Consider the following 17,295-nt stretch of genomic DNA (forward strand, 5'->3'; position numbering starts at 1 on the left):
CCTAGAACGTGCGGCGCGGCAGGAGCAGGGCGCAGCGCAGCAGCATCCACGCCAGCCATTGTTCAAGTGCGCCCGGCTTGCGCCGTGCGCGTGCGGCGGCCTCGGCAATGTGCAGACGCAGGCTGAACAGGGCCTGGCGGTCGCCCCTTTGCACCGCCTGGTGCCAGGCCTGCTCGCAGCGCTGGCGTTCCAGCGCCTGATCGAGCGGGCTGCGCACGCCGGGCACATCGGCCGTGCCAGGGGTGTCGGTGAGGACGTTCATGGCTGCAGCGCTCCCACGGTTGGGCGGGTGCCTGCGTCTGCATCGCCGCGGTCGCCATCCTGCCGGCCAAAGGCATACCAGTCCACATGCCGTGTGCAGACCATGATCAGGGCCAGCACGGCGAACAGCGCGATGGAGCCCACGATGAGCGCGCTTTGCTCCAGCTGCAGCAGCACATACAGCAGGCCGTAGAGCGAGGCGATTCCCGCAGCAAACGGCAGGCCGCGCTGCAGGCTGCCCAGGATGTGGCTCGCGTAGTAGGCCAGCAGCAGAACGCAGGCCGAGGCAGCAATGCCGTAGGCGCTGGCAAATCCCATGTGCTCCGACAGGCTGATCAGCAGCAGGAAGAAGCTGCACAGCGCCGATCCCACCAGCAGGTACTGGATGGGGTGCACGCGCAATTGCTTGAGCACCTCGAACAGGCCGACGGCCACAAAGGTCAGCACCACGAAGAGCAGGCCGTACTTGGTGGCCCGGTCGCTCAGCGAGTAGGCGTTGATGGGGTCCACGAAGTCGGTGTCCAGCGACTCCAGGCAGGGGCCGCTGCTGGGCGCGTGCGCCGTGGCGGCGTATTCCTCCATGTCGCGGCGGCCTGGCTGGCACAGCGGCTGCTGGTCGGTGAAGGCCTGGCGCGCGGAAGAGGCCAGTGCCGAGAGATTCCAGCTGGCGTTGAATCCCTTGTCGCTGACTTCACGCCGGTTGGGCAGGAAGCTGCCGCCGAACGAGGGGTGGGGCCAATCGGCCGACAGCTGGACCTGGCTGTGGCTGCCCAGCGGCACGAAGGCCAGCTTTTCGGTGCCCACCAGTTCCAGGGCGATCTTCAGCTCAAGGGGTTCGTCCTTCTTGAGCAGGGCAGGCGCCAGCTCCGCCTGCAGGCCTTGCGAGTAGCGTTCCAGCGAGGTACCGGGTCCCACGTCCAGGCTCTTGCCGCCGGCCTCGATGGTGGCCGAGCGTATACCGCGCGGATCGGTCAGCGACAGCGCCACGCGCAGTGCGCCGCAGCGCACGGCCTGGTTGGCTGCCGCTTCGAGGGACGGCTTTTCCAGGTACTGTGCGGCATGGGTGAAGCTGGCGCTGATGCTGTCCTGCATGGCGTAGGTGCTGACCTGGTGCAGGCCGCGCGAGCGCTCTTCCATGCGTGCCGTTGCCTCATGGCGCAGTTGGTCGGGCAGCAGCATGCGCTGGAACTGGCGCGTGGTCCATTCCGTCTTGCTGCCCTTTTCTATGCCGGTGGTCTCGGTGCAGTTTTGCACCAGCACCGGTCCCATCAGCGTCTGGCGTCCGGCCAGGCTGGCGACCACGCCCTGCACGGCGTTGTCGCGGTTGCGTATGCGGTCGCGCACCACGTCATGTACCAGGCCCAGGCCCAGCATCAAAAGGCCCAGCATGACAAGCAGTGCCACGCCTTTGGCAAGAAGTCGGTTCTTCATTCCACATCCCGTTCGTTGATCGTGGACGCAGTCTGGGCGGGGGCTGTGTGGCCGGAATGAAGTCTGTGAAGTGAAGGTGAAGTCGGGTTCGCGCCTCCAAATCCGAGTGAACAGGCCCTGGAGGTCAGGGTGCCCGCTGTGGCCAGTTCAGCGTGACACGCAGGCCCGGGTGGGCGTTGGCGGCCTGCATGCTGCCGCCGTGCAGCAGCATGATGCGCAGCACGATGGACAGGCCCAGTCCCGTGCCGCTGCGCTCCCCGTTGGGGCGGGGGGTGGTGAAAAAGCGTTCGCCCAGCCGGCCGAGTAGCGCCTCGGGCACACCGGGGCCGTGGTCGCGCACGCTGACGCGGCCGGGCTCCAGGTCCACGTGGATGCTGCTGCCCTCTGGGGCGAAGTCGATGGCGTTGCTCAGCAGGTTGCTGAGGGCCAGCACCACCAGGTCCTGCTCCCAGGGGCCGCTGCTGTCCTGGCCGTGCAGCACCAGCCGGATGCGGCGCTGGTGCGCTGCGCTGTGCACTTGCGCCATGGCCTGTTCGGCACAGGCCTGCAGGCTGCAGGCCGTGTGCGCGTGCAGGGCGCGGCGCTGCTCCAGCTGGCTCAGGCGCAGCAACTGGTCCACGAGGTTCTGCAGGCGCTGGCACTGGTCCACCACCTGGCGCGCGAACAGCTCGCGGTCGGCGGCTGGCAGGTCTTCCTGCAGCAGCTCGCCTGCGCCACGGATGGCAGCCACGGGGCTCTTGAGTTCGTGCGTGAGGGCGCGCACATAGCCCTCGATGTAGTCGCGCCCCTCCAGGCGGCTGCGCATGTTCTCCATGGCACGGGCCAGTTCGCCCAGCTCGCCGGGCATGCGCGGGGCTTCGGGCATGGGGGGCGCCGTGGTGGGCGAGGCGGCCTCGTTGAGCGTGGGCGCCTGTACCTGCTGGGCATAGCTGCGCAGGCGCCGCACATGGATGACCAGCCACCAGGTCACGGCAAAGCCCACGCCGGCCGACAGCAGCAGGAACAGCAGGCCGCCGCGCAGCATCTTGCTTTCCGCGCTGTCCACGATCTTCTGCACCGAGTGCGCGGGCTTGGAGGCCGTGAGCACGCCCGCAATGCGGCCTTCCACCATGATGGGGGCCGACACATACATGACGCTGCTGGCCTCGTCGTTCTGCACCTCGCGCGTGGTGCGCGCGCCGTATTCGCCGCGCAGCGTGCGGTGCACGTCGCGCCAGCGCGAGTAGTCGGCGCCCTGGTCCAGGCCGGCCGAGTCGAACAGCACCAGGCCTTGCTGGTCGGTGATGGTGACGCGCATGTCCAGGCTGGTCTTGCGCGTGTCCCAGATCCAGACCTTGACGGTCTGGTTGGCATAGGCCTGCATGTGGTGCGCGAAGCGGCTGTCCGCGGGGCTTTGCTGCAGCACGCCGCTGGCCATGTCGTCGCTGGCCAGCGCGGCCAGGGCGTAGGCGGTTTCGACCAGCGTGTCCTCGGTCACCTTGCGCACGCTGGGCTTGACCTCGACCATGAAGACGCGCAGCACGAAGAATGCGGCCAGGCCGTTGATGACGAAAAAGGCGAAGAACAGCCGCAGTCCGAGGCGCATGGCGTGCGGCGGCGCGTCAGCCCGGCAGCGTCAGGCTGTAGCCCATGCCGCGGTGGGTGGTGATGAAGTCCTGCTGCGGCACCTGGGCACGCAGCTTGGCGCGCAGGGTCTTGACGTGGGTGTCCACGGTGCGGTCCGTGCTGTCGCTGTCCTGGCCCCAGATGCTGTCGAGCAGGAACTCGCGGCTCAGGATGCGTCCGGGGCGCTCCAGCAGGCAGCGCAGCAGCTGGTACTCGCGCCGTGTCAGCTCCAGGGGCACGCCCTGCATGCGCACGCGCTGGCCTTGCGTATCGATGCTGAACAGGGCATCTGCCGGCGGCGCTGTGCTGGATGTGGGCGCGGGCTGCAGGCGCTGCGCACGGCGCAGCAGGGCGCGGGTGCGGGCCACCAGCTCGCGCGGGCTGAAGGGCTTGGTCAGGTAGTCGTCGGCGCCCAGCTCCAGGCCCAGCACGCGGTCCATTTCCTCGCCGCGTGCGCTGAGCACCAGCAGCGGCACGGCGGCGCCGGCCTGGCGCAGTTCGCGGCACCAGTCCAGGCCGTTGCCATCGGGCAGGCCCACGTCCAGCAGCAGGGCATCGGGCGGCTGCGCCTGCCATTGCGCGCGTGCATCGGCCAGCTGCAGGCAGTGGCGCACGGCGATGCCGTCACGCTCCAGCGCATAGCAGACGGTGCGCGCGATGGCGGGATCGTCCTCCACCAGCAACACGCGCGGGGCGTTCGTCATCGGCATGCCTTGCATCGCAGTACTCCGGGAGCGGACCCTGGCGCTTCAGATGTCGTGCGCAAGCAGGTCGGCAGGCTTGGGGGTGGGCCGGCTGTCCAGCGAGCGGTGCCGGCACAGAGTGGGCCAGCGCGGGGCGAAGTGCCGCGCCAGTTCCTCGACCAGGAAGACCGAGCGGTGCTGGCCCCCCGTGCAGCCGATGGCCACGGTGACATAGCTGCGGTGATTGCTGGCCATCATGTCCAGCCAGGATTCCAGGAACTGCTGGATGTCGCGGCGCATCTGGTCCACGCCGGGCTGCTGGCGCAGGAACTCGGCCACGGGCGCATCCATGCCGGTCAGCGGGCGCAGCTGGGGTTCGTAGTGCGGATTGGGCAGCATGCGCACATCGAATACATAGTCGGAATCCGAGGGCAGGCCGTGCTTGAAGCCGAAGGACTGGAAGACCAGGGTCATCTGGCCCACCGGGGCCGCAATCAGCTCCTTGATATAGCTTTGCAGCTGGGACGAGCGCAGGTGGCTGGTGTCGATGACATGCGATTTCTCGCGCAATTCGCCCAGCAGTTCGCGCTCGGTTTCTATGTCCTGCACCAGGGCGCGGCGGCCCTCGGCGACAGGCCCTTGCGACAGAGGATGGCGGCGCCGCGTTTCGGAGAAGCGCCGCACCAGGGTGCCCGTGGTGGCGTCCAGAAAGACCAGGTGGGGCACGACGCCCTGGCGCTGCAGCCGCTCCAGCTGCCCGGGCAGGTGGGGCAATCCCCCGGCGCTGCGCGCATCCATGGCGATGGCCACCTTGTTGCTGTGGCGGCCGTGCTCCAGTTCGACGAAGGCGGACAGCAGCTCGGGAGGCAGGTTGTCCACGCAGTAGTAGCCGGCATCCTCCAGCGCATGCAGGGCGACGGATTTGCCCGATCCGGACATCCCGGTGATCAGCACGATCTCAAGCGACATGGCATCAGCCTCCATTGGTGTTGCGCGCGCCGTTGGCCGCACGGCCCGGCTTGGGCCGGGTACGCTGCGCGTCGGCCTGCGGCCGCTGCCGGCCGGGCCTGCGCGGCGCCGGGCGGGGCGGGGGTGCCTGGCGCGCCATGGCCAGCATTTCGCGGGCATGGGCCATCGTGGTTTCGGACTGGCGCTCGCCGCCCAGCATGCGGGCCAGCTCTGCCTCGCGCGCGGTGCTGTCCAGCGGCTGCACGGTGCTGAGCGTGCCCTGCCTTGCGCGCTGCTTGGCCACCAGATAGTGGTGGTCGGCACAGGCCGCGACCTGCGGCAGATGGGTGACGGACAGCACCTGGCGCGATCGGCCCAGCGCATGCATGAGGCGGCCCACGGTCTCGGCGACGGCGCCGCCCACGCCCGAGTCCACCTCGTCGAAGATCAGCGTGCCGGCCTCGCCCAGCTCGCTGGTGGTCACGGCAATGGCCAGCGAAATGCGCGACAGCTCACCGCCCGACGCCACCTTGGCAATCGGCTTGGGGCTGGCTCCAGGATGGCCGGCGACCAGGAAGGCCACGCTGTCCACGCCAAAGGCACCGGGAGAATCGGCTGTGGACAGGGCGGCCTCGAACAGGCCGCCTTCCATGCCCAGGCCCTGCATGGCCTGGGTGATGGCGCGCGACAGGCGCGGCGCAGCCAGGGCGCGTTGCTGCGACAGCACCCGGGCGCTGGCCTGGTAGTGCTGCTGCGCGGATTGCTCTGCAGCGTGCAGGGCCTCGATGTCCACGGCGGCATCCAGCTGCTGCAGCTCCTGGCGCCAGCCGGCCAGCAGTGCCGGCAGCTCATCGGGCGTGCGGCGGTAGCGGCGCGCCAGCTGCATCCACAGCGACAGGCGTGCATCCAGCTCGGCCAGGCGTTCGGGGTCCAGGTCGGCGCGGCGCAGATAGGCCTGCAGCGAATGGCGCGCATCCTGCACCTGGGCCGTGCACGAGGCCAGCACGTCGGCGATGTTCTGGAACTCGGGCTCCAGGTGTTCCTGGTTCTGTATCAGATGGCTGGCGCGGCCCAGCGGAGTGATCACGCCGGCCTCGTCGTCCTCCAGCATCTGCAGCGTGGTCTGGGCGGTGTCTATCAGGGTCTGGGCATGCGACAGGCGCGTGTGCTGGGCATTGAGCTCGTCCCACTCGTCGGCCTGCGGGGCCAGCTTGTCGAGTTCGGTGATCTGCCACTGCAGCCGTTCGCGTTCGCGCTGCAGGCTGTCCTGGGCGGATTGCGCATGCTGCAGGGCTTGTCGTGCCTGGCTCCAGCGGCTCCAGCAGGCCTGGACCTCGCGGCTGTCTATGCCCGCATAGGCGTCCAGCAGCGCGCGTGCTGCGTCGGGCCGCGTGAGGCTTTGCCAGGCATGCTGGCCGTGGATGTCGATCAGCTGCTCGCCCAGTGCTCGCAGCTGCGTGGCCGTGGCCGGCGTGCCGTTGATCCAGGCGCGGCTGCGGCCCTGGGTGTCCACTGTGCGCCGCAGCAGCAGGCTGTTGTCCTCGCAGGCCAGGCCTGCCGCCTCCAGCCAGGGGCGCAGCCGCGCGCAGCCGTCGAACTCCACGCAGATATCGGCTTGGGGGCAGCCTTCGCGCACCACGTCGGCGTCGGCGCGGGCGCCCAGGGCCAGCTGCAATGCATCGATCAGGATGGATTTGCCGGCGCCGGTCTCGCCCGTCAGCACGGTGAAGCCCGCATGCCAGTCCAGATCCAGGGCCTGCACGATCACGAAGTCGCGCAGCACGATGCGCTTGAGCGCCATGGTCAGGCGCCTCCCTCGTTCCAGCCCAGTTTCTTGCGCAGCGTGGCGAAGTAGTTCCAGCCCTTGGGATGCAGAAAGCGCACGCTGTGGTGGGCGCGGCTCACGAGGATGCGGTCGCCGTGCTGCAGCGAGGCCAGCGACTGCATGTCGAAATTGGCGCTGACATCGCGCCCGGCCACGACTTCGATCGTGACCTCGTTGGCATCGGACAGCACGATGGGGCGATTGGACAGGTTGTGCGGCGCAATGGGCGCCATCACCCAGGCGGGGATGGACGGATGCATCATCGGCCCGCCAGCGGACAGGGCATAGGCCGTGGAGCCCGTGGGCGTGGCCACGATCAGGCCGTCGGCGCGCTGGTTGGAGACAAAGCGGCCGCCCACCTCGATGCGCAGCTCCACCATGCCGGAGGTGCCGCCGCGGTTGACCACCACGTCGTTCATGGCCAGGGCCTCGAACACGCATTCGCCCTCGCGGATCACGCGGGCGCACATCAGGGGACGCAGATCCTCTTCGTACTCGCCCTGCAGCATGGGGGTGAGCGTGGCCTCGAAGTCCTCCAGCGCGATGTCGGTGACAAAGCCCAGGCGGCCCTGGTTCACCCCGATCAGGGGCGTTCCGTATTGCGCCAGGTGCCGGCTCACGCCGAGCATGGTGCCGTCGCCGCCGACGACCAGGCCCAGGTCGCAATGCCTGCCCAGGCCATCGACATCGAGGGTGGGGTAGTCTGTGAGCCCTGCGTGCAGGGCCGATTGGGTATCAAGCACGACTTCGCAGCCCTGGCGCCTGAGGAAGTCCGCAATGCGCTCGAGCGCGTTGCTGGCATTCTCGGACGGGGCGCTTGCGCTGGGAGCGTGGTACTTCCCGATCAAGGCAACGTGGCGAAACGTGGACGTCATTTCTGGAAATTACATCATTAAAGTTTTGTATTTTTGTTCCCAGTAGCTTTTTTCTTCGTCTGGTGTCGCTTGGTGTGTGAGGTTCACTGCTGCAATGATCTGCATCGCATCTATGTGCGCCATCTCTGCCATCCGTGCAATTGCAATGTCTGGCAAGCGCCTCCGGCCTTTCATGTAGTTGGAGAACGTCTTCCCCTCTAGGCCCAGCGCCTCGGCTGCGTCTTTGTCGAACCTAAGCCCGCACCGGGCCTTGTAGATACCAACAATCGATTCAAGTGCGTTCATAGGGTAAACCCTCTGTAAAAGTCTTCACTTTGAAGTAAAATACTTCATATCGAAGATTAAAACGTTCCTGTGTTAGGAAAGTCTTCGTGATCTTACCCCCATGGAGCTACCCATGACCAGCACGCAAGTTTCCTTCTCTGCCTTCGCGGCCTCGGTACGCGATCAGCAATGTCTCCTGTGCGGTGAGCTTGTCGCCGCATGCAAATGCACTCCCCCTGCTTCAACCTCCGTGGTCCCGGCCCTGGTAGCTCAGGACGGTAGCGGTGGGGAGTGCTCCTTGCGTCTTCGGCGTGAGCGGTTGCTTTATGCGCGCCGCTACTCGCTGCAGCCCCGCTATGTCGTTGTAGGTCACTACTCAACCGGACCTGAGGTCTACCGCATCTGTCGCCGTGCCAAAGCTTTGAATCTCGCGCGGAGCTGCGGTTTCACCTTCGTTGACCTGGGGGCAGCAGCATGACCGCCCGCAGTCCTGACGCTGGTTCATACGTCGTCACGTACATGGAGCCTGTGGCCTCCGGTCTGTTCCGTGATCGCTCGATCAAGTGTGCTACGTGGGGTCAAGCTCGCCTTGCCATGTATTGCTTGGTACATGCCGGGTTTCCGAACGTTGGGGTGTCGCTCCCCAGTCTGCATGCCCCCGGGCAAGTCTCTCGGGACAGTTCCGGGGTGGCCTCTCCGGCGCAATCCGTGGGGCATGCACCGTGACAGCCCTCTGCTCTGCCTCGCGTGCGGGGTAGCACAGAGCGCTGTCGCTCGCATTGCCCCGTCCGCAGGGGAATTTCATATGCGGTTTACCGAGGAAATCTATGTCTACCACTCTTCCCAGCTTCGTCAAGGTGCAGATTGTTCAGGAGGTTGTTAAGGGCACCAGCAAGTACGGCAAGCCCTACGAGTTTCAGGAGGTTGATTGCATCACTCTCGATGCTGATGGTGTTGAGCAGCACGTATGCGTGATGTCGGTCCCTCCTCCATTGGTGGGCAAGATTACTCGTGGCTTGTACGCCCCTGTGTACGGCCTTCGTGTTGATCGCCAGACACGCAAGGGTGGCCCTGTAATCGTTGACTTCACGCCCGTGCCGTCGCTGGCTCCTGCGGGCCGTGCTGCACCTGCTGCAGCAGCGCCCGCTGCTCCGAAGGCCTAATCATGGTCACGCTCACGTATGCCGACCTACAGCATTTCGCGGTCATATTCGTGTTGCTTTCGATGTGCGGTGGCGTGTTCGGTGCGCTGGCTTTCGGGCTGTTCGTGTCGGTGCTCACGCGAGTGATCGCAGGCATGAGCGGCTGGATGGATCGGCGTACCCGCATCTACACAGCACGGATGCGGGCTCTCGCCCGTCACCGGCTCAACCGCAATGGCTGAGCAAGTAATCCAATGCAATCAAGCCTGCACGATTACCGTGCAGCACCAATTATCTATTCCGCTGCTTGACATCGACGCAGCAGGAGGCGGCGCAATTGCGATGGCTATTGCGCTGTGTTGGGCGGCTGGTTTTGCTATTCGGCAAATTATCAGATTGCTCAGAGTCGATGAAATCCCAAACCCTGAAAAGGACTGAAATCATGAAAAAGGCAATCAAAGCGGCTCTGGTCGCTATCCCCGCTTACGCGCTCGCCACTGGCAGTGCAATGGCTGAGGCCATCGACGTCACTGCAGTCGTCACGGATGTGAAGGCTCAAATCCCCTCGATCGTCTCCATCGGCGGCGCCGTGCTGCTGGTGATCGTTGCCCTGGTGGCATTCACCTGGGTGCGTCGCTCCATCAAGGGCTGATGCTGCTTGTGTTCGGGGGACGCCCCGAACCCTGCTCAATGTGTCCAGTCGGGCACATTTAACAGGGGGTGATATATGGGTGCCGGCCTATTTGTATTGATTGCGGTATTGGGGGCGCTATGGCTTATCTTCACCGCCTGATTTTTACTTTTATTTTTATCGCTATTGTCCCGTTTTGGGCTCGTGCTGATTTTGGCAGGCCTGCGACTTATCTATTTAATGGCAAGTCGTACCCGGACGCTGCTGCGGCTTGTAAAGCTGTCGACCCTAGTTATCCCCCCGCTATGGGCGTTGAGCCTAGTAATTCGAGTGCCGAGACTCACTGGACGGGCATGTGTCTTCGCCCTGATATCGATTCTGGGGCGCCCGCAAACGTAGGCTCCCATTGTCCTGATATCGCGGGTCGTACGCGCGTCGCTCGTACTCCTGGTCCAATTGCTGGCCGTGGTGTTACGTTGGGTGCCGACACTTGTAACTACTCTGGTTCTGACCCGGATGGCGGTCCTGGGGATAATGACAAGTGCAATGGTTTGCAGCAGTGGTGCACTGACAAAAAGGGCTTTTCCACCCTCTTTAAGGGTAAGGGGCAGTCTGCTGATTTCTTTTGTCATGCTGCTGAGAAGTTTATTGCCGGTGCTGGTGGTGGGGGGTCTTCCTGGGAGCCTGAGTTTCCCGGATGTGAGAAGGGCTGTATGGTCATATCCGGTGGCACCACTGTCTCGATGAAGGATGACGGCGGGCAGTGGTGGACTGAGGGGACCGGGAAATATGTTGGGTCTGTTTGCAACCCTGACGTAGTCAATAAGCTTAATGAGGGGACTCCTGAAGAGAAAGAGGTGACTCCTCCGGGAACTAAAGATCCTGGTAAATGCAATGGACAACCCGGTACAGTCAATGGCGTGGCTGTTTGTTTGCCCTACGGCGAGGCTGAGGGGGATAAAAAAACAGATACCACGGTTAACAGCGATGGATCTAGGACAAAGACTGAGACTGTCACCAAGTGCAATGGTGGCCAATGTACGACTACCACAACCACCACAAAGACTGATAAGGATGGCAACGTGTCCGGTGGCGGGTCCTCCACATCCACCGTGCCTCAGGGCGATTATTGCGCTCGTAATCCCGCAAGCGCCGTTTGCAAAGCTCTCGACCCGTCAAAGCCCCCGGGCTCTGGTACTGGCGGTACTGGGGGTACTGGCAGTGGGGATGGTGGCGGTGACGATGACACTGATAAAAGTAGTTTTGGCGGTAGCTGTGCGGGCGGATGGACGTGCGAGGGGGACGCAATACAGTGCGCTGTTGCCCGTGAGCAGCACAAAAGGGCATGTGAGTTATTTGAGGATCGTGATAACGAGGCTTATAAGCTCTATGACAAAGAGCGGGACAAAGAAGGGTCTGTCCTGGGTGCATTAAAGGGTAACAAAGATATTGACGTATCCCAATACGTCAATGATCGCGATGATTTCATCGGCGCTGGTAGCTGCCCCGCAGATAAGGTTATCCCGTTCTCGTATGGGGAAGTCACTGTCCCGTATTCTCGTCTGTGTCCCTATTTGGAAATGCTCGGGACTGTCTTAATCATTTGTGCCGGTATTGCCGGTGCTCGCATTATCACCAGGAGGGATGGTTAATGTTGCCTGCATTTGTTGGATCAATTGGCGGTGTCTTGCTGTCGCTCACTGCGGGATTTGTTGGTCGCACTCTCGCGGCGTTGGGCCTTAGCTTGATCACGTACTATGGTGTTGCAAAGGCTCTTGATTTTCTCAAGGGGTTGATTCTGCGCAGTCTTTCGGGTTTGCCTGTTGAGATTGTGCAATTGCTTGGATTGATGAAAGTCGGCACGGCTTTAACGATTATCTTTAGCTGCATGTTTGCAAGCATGCTGCTGAATGGCCTCAATAGCGACACTTTCAAGAAACTCATAATCACTTGACACTATGCTGTATTTAATCACTGGTGCAAATGGTGCGGGCAAAACGCTCAATACGCTCAAATGGGTGCGGGAGCGCAGCGTCAAAGAGGGTCGCCCCGTATGTCATAACGGACGTTTCGAGCCTGTAGAGGGGGGCGAACTTTCGTCTTGGAAACACATTGATTTCAAAGACTGGCAAAATGAACCTGACGGGACTATATTCCTCGTCGATGAATGCCACAATGATTTGCCGGTGCGGCAGGCAAGTAGCACTCCTCCCGAGCATGTGCGAATGCTCGCTGAGCATAGGCGCCGTGGGTTTGATTTCTACCTAGTTACCCAGCACCCGCAGAATATCGATAGCTTCGTCCGTCGATTGATCGGCAGCCCTGGCTGGCATCGGCACCTAAAACGCACCTTCGGCGCTGACCTAGTCAGTTGCATCGAATGGTCCTCCGTGAATCCCAACTGCGAAAAAGACGGGGCCAGTCGCAGCGGTACGGCAACCATGGTCCGATTTCCGAAAGAGGTTTACGGCTGGTATCGGTCTGCAAGTTTGCATACGGGCAAAAGGCGCATTCCTAAACAGGTCTGGATTCTGGTTGCATGCGCTTTGGCTGCTCCTGTGCTCGGCTATTACGGATTCCAGCGTGTAACTCGGTCTGAGTCTGGGACAGTTTCGCCCCCAACAATGAAGGCCTCTGCAGAGTCTGGCGATATGCGACAGGGTCCACCATCGCGGGCAGTAATGACGGGTCCCGAATATGTGGCGTCATTCAAACCCAGGCTGCAGGATTTCCCGCATACATCCCCCCGCTATGACGATGTGACAAAGGCGGTGATTGCCCCCTATCCCGCTGCTTGTGTGTCCATGCCTTCGCAGGGCTGCCACTGCTACACGCAGCAGGGCACGAAGATGTTTGTGTCAGCTGACGTGTGCAGTCAGATCGTCAAGCACGGGTACTTCGTGGATTGGCAAATGCCTCAGGATCGATCTGTGCCCATGCCTCGCCTGGATGAGCGGCCGCGATCGCAGCAGCCCCCGCAGCAGCCGGTGCAGGTCGTCCAGTTGGCGCCTCAGGTGCCTATCCAGCAGCCTCTACAGCCGAGGCCTCTTGACTCTTACTCGCAAGGTCTGGCTGCTCGTAATGCTCAGGTTCGCAGTGTTTTCGAGCGCTAGCGTGGTCTCTCGGGGTATTGGGGGTATCGGGGGCATCGCCCCTGATGTTCGCCTCTCGTCGCGCGACGTACCCGTCGATGTGCTCACGTTGTCACCAGCGCGCCTGCCCCTCGCTTCCCAATGTGCCTGGTTTGTCGCTGCCGTGTCGTTGCTGTCACGTCCGCGCTGGCCCGATCCGCGAGGCGCAGCACTGCCGCACAGCGGGCCGCAAATCGTCGCCCTAGAAAACATGGATGTCCGCGCTGCAGCGCTCCTGTCTCTTGGCAAGTCAATGGCGGTCGAGGCCGGCGCGCGGGTGGCCCGCGGATGCAAGCGGAGCGCAGCGGCGGGCCGCGCGCAGCGCGGCCTAGATTTATCCCATAAACACTTTGGAACACACAGGGCGCAAAGGCTCTGAAAAAGGTGAACCCCGCGACAGCGCCAACTGTCCGGGGTTCGTGATAGCAACCTCTACGACAGGTCACCATGATTCGAATTATCTGTGATGCGAACCCTACGCGTCGATACACCCCCGAAGAACTGCTGCACATGCACCGCCGTGGCGAGGCTCTCACAGTCTTTGATGGCAGCACGGGCGAGGGCATGCGTGTGAAGGCCCATGACCTGGGCAATGGGCACATGGAAATCACCGGCACGGCCCCCACGATCTGGGTGGAACGGGAGTGGAATCACATAGCCCTGGAGACCTACCTGGAGCGCGTTATTGAACGACGCGAGGAGGAGGCCGAAGAGATGCGCGAACGGTCGCTGACTATCGCGGCGAATCGCGCCAAAGTGAAGGTCCGCAAGCTCTGCAAAGCGATGGGATCAGACACCCTGCTGACCCTCACGTATCGCGCAAACGAGACGGACCTGGAGCGATCCAAAAAGGATCTGAAAGAGTTCGTCCGCCGTATGCGCAGGTACATGCCTGAGTTCAAGGCTGTAGCGGTGTATGAGTATCAGGCGCGCGGGGCAATCCATTGGCACATTGCGACTGCGAACGTGCCCCGTGTGTTCGAGAGGAGGAATGACCAGGGCCAAACCTACCAAGTCAAAAGCTTTGACGCGATCCGCAGCGTCTGGCGTGGCGTCACGAAAGAGCGTGGCGGCAACATCGATCTGGCCCGGCGCAAGCGCAATAGCATGCGATCCCCTGCCCGCATTGCCTCGTACATCGCCAAATACATCGTCAAGGCATTCCGTGAGGGGCAAGCCTTCACGAACCGCTACAGCGCCTTCGGAGACTTCGAAATGGGCAAGCCCGTTGACCTCGGCTGGTTCCCTCGCGTCCTCGATGCTGTCAGTGCGTCCTTTGATTGCGTGCTCGATAGCCAGTCTGTTGTCTACTCGGAACTGTCGCGCTGGAAAGACTGGTTTGTCCTGCATGTAGAGCGCAAGACAACCTCTATCAGGGGCTGCATCCAATGATCTGCGGGGAGTCCGATTTTGGCTCGCTGTGGCCTCGAATGAGGCTGTTGAGGGATTCCTATGTCTGCTGATCCTCGTGAAATCATTTCCGGTAATGCTGCTCGTGTCGCAAAGCACCGTGCAACGCATGCCCGGCTTGATGTGTCCGTGCCGGTGAACATCTCCGACACCATCGATGAGCTGGCTGAGATGTTCGGCACTAGTCGTGCTGTCGTCCTGCGTTCCATGATCCGTTTTGCTTTGACCAATCGTGATTGGAAAAAGCTCGGCCTCCTCTGGATCGGGGAGTAAGCCATGCTGATTGGATATGCGCGCGTATCTACCCTCGACCAGGACACGACAATGCAGCGGGATGCTCTGGAGCGTGCCGGGGTGCATAGATTGTTTGCGGACTCCAGCTCCGGCGTCGGGCCTCGGCCTCAACTGCAGGAGGCCCTGACCAGTCTCGTACAGGGCGATACCCTGGTAGTCTGGAAATTGGACCGTATTGCCCGCAGCTTGCATGATCTGCTCGCAATTGAGCGGCGACTCAAGTCCGTTGGGGCTGGCATCCGCAGTCTCACTGAACCCCTGGACACGTCTAGTCCCTTCGGGGAATTTACTTTTCAGGTGTTGGGCGCGGTCGCCCAGCTCGAAAGGTCAATGATTAGAGAAAGGGTCATGGCTGGCCAAGCTGCAGCTCGGGCGCGGGGCAAGACCTGGGGGCGCAAACGCTCTATCGATGATGAGGACGTTGAGGTTATCGTGCGGCTGTGGCGGTCTGGTGCCTATCAGCAGTCTGACCTAGCGGAAATGTGGGGTGTGTCCGTGGCGTGTCTGCGTGATGCTATCCATCGCTATGAGGGCCGTGGCCGCTGGCTGCCTCGTCCTCGCTAAGATGGAGAAGCCCGGATCATCGGGCTTTTCACTTAGGTGTTGGGGGATGAGATGGGGCGGTACGCTGAGGAACCCTCGGGAATATTTTCCTGGCTTGACGTTGTAAAGATCGCTATTGGCGTCTTCGTTGGTAGCTTGTTGGCCGTATTCGCGTACGAGCAAATACTTGCGGTGAGAGTAGAGATTGCGGCGCGTGAGGCTTCAAGTTATTTGCAGAAGCAATCTGCGCAGGCTGCTGCCGCTGCTGAGCGTGCGCGCACATTGCGTGATGAGGAGCGTGAGGAGCGTGCTCGTACTGATAGGGAGCGTGCTGAAGCTCAAAGGGCCATCGCTGATGCTGCTCGGCTGCGTGAGGAGCGTCGCCGACTGGCTTGGAGTAGGTACTTTCAGCCTTCTGAGGCTTGCAGGGCTGATCCTGGTACCCTGCCTTGTGCCAATGCGCACATGGCTGCCAAGAAGCGTTTCGATGCTGAGTACGTTGACCGGTAGATCTGTGGTGTAGGCACAAAAAAGCCCGGTTGTCCCGGGCCGTGTTCAAGGCATACATCACTAAAATCATCACATGCTCGACGAACGTGCCAAGTTGTTGCTCAAAGCGCTGATCGAGCGTTACATCGCTGACGGCCAGCCTGTGGGCTCGCGGACCCTGTCGCGTGCGTCGGGGCTTGAATTGTCGCCTGCCACGATACGCAATGTGATGGCTGACCTCGAAGACCTGGGGTTGATCATCAGTCCGCACACCTCGGCCGGCCGCATTCCGACCGCCCGGGGCTACCGGCTGTTCGTGGACACCATGCTCACGGCGGACCGTGCAGATATCGTGACGCCCGAGCTCGTGCCCGAGCAGCCGCAGAAAGTCATCGCCAACGCCGCCAATCTGCTGTCCAGCCTTTCCCAGTTCGTGGGCGTGGTGCTGGTGCCTCGCCGTACCTCGGTGTTCAAGCACATCGAATTCGTGCGACTGTCGGAGCGGCGCTTTCTGGTCATCATCGTCTCGCCCGACGGTGACGTGCAAAACCGCGTCATCTTCACCGACGTGGATTACTCGGCCTCCCAGCTGATCGAGGCATCGAACTTTCTCAACAGCCACTACGCAGGCTTGGCCATGGAAGTGGTGCGCGAGCGCCTCAAGGGCGAGGTCGAGCTTTTGCGCGGCGAGGTGGCCACCCTCATGCAGGCAGCCGTCAATGTGGGCACGGAGGCCATGACCAGTGCCCAGGAGGACGTGGTCATCGCGGGCGAGCGCAACCTGCTGTCGGTCAGCGATTTCTCCAGCGACATGGGCAATCTGCGCCGCGCCTTCGACCTGTTCGAGCAAAAGACCCAGATCCTCAGGCTGCTGGATTTCTCCAGCCAGGCCGAAGGCGTGCGCATCTACATCGGGGGCGAAAGCCAGGTCGTGCCCTTCGAGGAGCTGTCCGTGGTCAGCGCGCCCTACGAGCTCGATGGCAAGGTGGTGGGCACGCTGGGCGTGATCGGGCCCACCCGCATGCACTACGACCGCATGATCCAGATCGTGGACATCACCTCCAAGCTGGTCAGCAACGCGCTGAGCCACAAGCGCTGAGCCGCGCAGGTTAGGATCTACAATAGCCGTTTGCCATGGCGTGCATCCGCGCTGCCCTGGTGAATCAGGGGCCTTAGCTCATGCTTGGTTAGAGCAGCGGACTCATAATCCGTTGGTGCCCAGTTCGACTCTGGGAGGCCCTACCAGATCCACAAACGCTTCGATGCTACAAACATCGGAGCGTTTTTCTTTGTTTTTTCCCATGTCGGGAAAATCCGATTCTTCATCCCGATGATATTTTCCTAGTTGCCTTCCGATAATTCTTTCGATACGCTTGAATTACTTCGTGTGGATAACAATGTGGATATCTAACTGGAGGCTGGGGATAAGTTATGAATAAATACTTCGATATGGATTCGCTATGAGCGAATTCCAACTTGAACTGTCTGCGTACAGAGCCAAGCTGCCAACCATGCTGAGCGGCCACGAAGGCGACTATGTCGTCATCAAGGGCGCCGACCCGGTGCACTACTCTCCTTCCTATGAGGCCGCGTTGGACTGGGCCTATGACAAGTTCGGCCTGCAGGATTTCTTCGTGAAGAAGGTCGCTCAGGACCAGGATGTCGCCCACTTCGCTCGTGACCTTGGACCGTGCCGTACATAGCTGGCAGGTACGGTTCTTCTGGCGCAATTCTCGATGTGCTCATCGGCGTGAGCGCGCCTC

The 17,295-nt window shown here is 62.2% G+C and carries 20 protein-coding genes and 1 tRNA gene; 13 read left to right on the top strand and 8 right to left on the bottom strand.

Annotated features, from left to right (window positions below):
* Nucleotide 1: 1 nt before the first annotated feature.
* The 8 genes from HFGMBDPB_RS02890 to HFGMBDPB_RS02925 form a co-directional block, all read right to left on the bottom strand.
* Nucleotides 2-262, bottom strand: coding sequence for a hypothetical protein (locus HFGMBDPB_RS02890; RefSeq protein WP_212644869.1), 261 nt, complete (start codon nucleotides 260-262; stop codon nucleotides 2-4).
* Nucleotides 259-1,692 carry a cell envelope integrity protein CreD gene (gene creD, locus HFGMBDPB_RS02895; protein ID WP_133072231.1) on the bottom strand — a complete coding sequence of 478 codons (1,434 nt, stop codon included), beginning with the start codon at nucleotides 1,690-1,692 and terminating at the stop codon, nucleotides 259-261. The genes HFGMBDPB_RS02890 and creD overlap by 4 nt, the downstream gene beginning before the upstream one ends.
* Before the next feature lie 124 nt (nucleotides 1,693-1,816).
* Complete coding sequence (creC, locus tag HFGMBDPB_RS02900) at nucleotides 1,817-3,277, bottom strand: two-component system sensor histidine kinase CreC (protein WP_203400457.1); 1,461 nt, start codon at nucleotides 3,275-3,277, stop codon at nucleotides 1,817-1,819.
* A gap of 16 nt (nucleotides 3,278-3,293) precedes the next feature.
* Nucleotides 3,294-4,016 (bottom strand): two-component system response regulator CreB, encoded by a 723-nt coding sequence (gene creB / locus HFGMBDPB_RS02905; protein ID WP_082138027.1) that lies wholly within the window; start codon nucleotides 4,014-4,016, stop codon nucleotides 3,294-3,296.
* Nucleotides 4,017-4,046: 30 nt separating this feature from the next.
* Nucleotides 4,047-4,949 (bottom strand): RNase adapter RapZ, encoded by a 903-nt coding sequence (gene rapZ / locus HFGMBDPB_RS02910; protein ID WP_016445709.1) that lies wholly within the window; start codon nucleotides 4,947-4,949, stop codon nucleotides 4,047-4,049.
* 4 nt (nucleotides 4,950-4,953) lie between these two features.
* The gene (gene recN / locus HFGMBDPB_RS02915) at nucleotides 4,954-6,729 is read right to left on the bottom strand and encodes a DNA repair protein RecN (RefSeq protein ID WP_046986090.1); all 1,776 of its coding nucleotides are present in this window, start codon (nucleotides 6,727-6,729) and stop codon (nucleotides 4,954-4,956) included.
* Nucleotides 6,730-6,731: 2 nt separating this feature from the next.
* Entirely contained in the window at nucleotides 6,732-7,628 is an 897-nt protein-coding gene (locus tag HFGMBDPB_RS02920; RefSeq protein ID WP_016451050.1) for an NAD kinase, read from the bottom strand.
* A 9-nt stretch (nucleotides 7,629-7,637) separates the two neighbouring features.
* Nucleotides 7,638-7,913, bottom strand: coding sequence for a helix-turn-helix domain-containing protein (locus HFGMBDPB_RS02925; protein ID WP_209799648.1), 276 nt, complete (start codon nucleotides 7,911-7,913; stop codon nucleotides 7,638-7,640).
* A gap of 806 nt (nucleotides 7,914-8,719) precedes the next feature.
* Here HFGMBDPB_RS02925 and HFGMBDPB_RS02930 point away from each other — a divergent pair.
* From HFGMBDPB_RS02930 to HFGMBDPB_RS02990, 13 genes are all read left to right on the top strand, one after another.
* A complete protein-coding gene (locus tag HFGMBDPB_RS02930; protein ID WP_212644870.1) occupies nucleotides 8,720-9,055 on the top strand; it encodes a hypothetical protein in 336 nt (111 codons plus the stop codon).
* Between the two features lie 2 nt (nucleotides 9,056-9,057).
* Complete coding sequence (locus HFGMBDPB_RS02935; RefSeq protein ID WP_212644871.1) at nucleotides 9,058-9,276, top strand: hypothetical protein; 219 nt, start codon at nucleotides 9,058-9,060, stop codon at nucleotides 9,274-9,276.
* Nucleotides 9,269-9,472, top strand: coding sequence for a hypothetical protein (locus HFGMBDPB_RS02940; protein WP_212644872.1), 204 nt, complete (start codon nucleotides 9,269-9,271; stop codon nucleotides 9,470-9,472). The genes HFGMBDPB_RS02935 and HFGMBDPB_RS02940 overlap by 8 nt, the downstream gene beginning before the upstream one ends.
* Nucleotides 9,473-9,476: 4 nt before the next feature.
* Nucleotides 9,477-9,686, top strand: a complete 210-nt coding sequence (locus HFGMBDPB_RS02945; protein ID WP_212644873.1) for a major capsid protein — start codon at nucleotides 9,477-9,479, stop codon at nucleotides 9,684-9,686.
* Between the two features lie 119 nt (nucleotides 9,687-9,805).
* Entirely contained in the window at nucleotides 9,806-11,317 is a 1,512-nt protein-coding gene (locus HFGMBDPB_RS02950; protein WP_212644874.1) for a virulence factor TspB C-terminal domain-related protein, read from the top strand.
* Complete coding sequence (locus tag HFGMBDPB_RS02955; protein WP_212644875.1) at nucleotides 11,317-11,619, top strand: DUF2523 family protein; 303 nt, start codon at nucleotides 11,317-11,319, stop codon at nucleotides 11,617-11,619. The genes HFGMBDPB_RS02950 and HFGMBDPB_RS02955 overlap by 1 nt, the downstream gene beginning before the upstream one ends.
* Nucleotides 11,620-11,623: 4 nt before the next feature.
* Nucleotides 11,624-12,778, top strand: coding sequence for a zonular occludens toxin domain-containing protein (locus HFGMBDPB_RS02960; protein ID WP_212644876.1), 1,155 nt, complete (start codon nucleotides 11,624-11,626; stop codon nucleotides 12,776-12,778).
* Between the two features lie 465 nt (nucleotides 12,779-13,243).
* Nucleotides 13,244-14,188: a rolling circle replication-associated protein gene (locus HFGMBDPB_RS02965; RefSeq protein WP_212644877.1), complete on the top strand. Its 945-nt coding sequence runs from the start codon at nucleotides 13,244-13,246 to the stop codon at nucleotides 14,186-14,188.
* Nucleotides 14,189-14,248: 60 nt separating this feature from the next.
* Nucleotides 14,249-14,479, top strand: a complete 231-nt coding sequence (locus HFGMBDPB_RS02970; RefSeq protein ID WP_212644878.1) for a ribbon-helix-helix domain-containing protein — start codon at nucleotides 14,249-14,251, stop codon at nucleotides 14,477-14,479.
* 3 nt (nucleotides 14,480-14,482) lie between these two features.
* Nucleotides 14,483-15,064, top strand: coding sequence for a recombinase family protein (locus tag HFGMBDPB_RS02975; RefSeq protein ID WP_212644879.1), 582 nt, complete (start codon nucleotides 14,483-14,485; stop codon nucleotides 15,062-15,064).
* Between the two features lie 562 nt (nucleotides 15,065-15,626).
* Entirely contained in the window at nucleotides 15,627-16,631 is a 1,005-nt protein-coding gene (gene hrcA, locus HFGMBDPB_RS02980; protein WP_212644880.1) for a heat-inducible transcriptional repressor HrcA, read from the top strand.
* 67 nt (nucleotides 16,632-16,698) lie between these two features.
* Nucleotides 16,699-16,777 (top strand) — tRNA-Ile (locus HFGMBDPB_RS02985).
* A 215-nt stretch (nucleotides 16,778-16,992) separates the two neighbouring features.
* The gene (locus HFGMBDPB_RS02990; RefSeq protein ID WP_212644881.1) at nucleotides 16,993-17,235 is read left to right on the top strand and encodes a hypothetical protein; all 243 of its coding nucleotides are present in this window, start codon (nucleotides 16,993-16,995) and stop codon (nucleotides 17,233-17,235) included.
* Nucleotides 17,236-17,295: the final 60 nt, after the last annotated feature.

Origin of the sequence: Delftia sp. PE138, assembly GCF_018320755.1 — a bacterium.
Classification (GTDB): Bacteria; Pseudomonadota; Gammaproteobacteria; order Burkholderiales; family Burkholderiaceae_C; genus Comamonas; species Comamonas tsuruhatensis.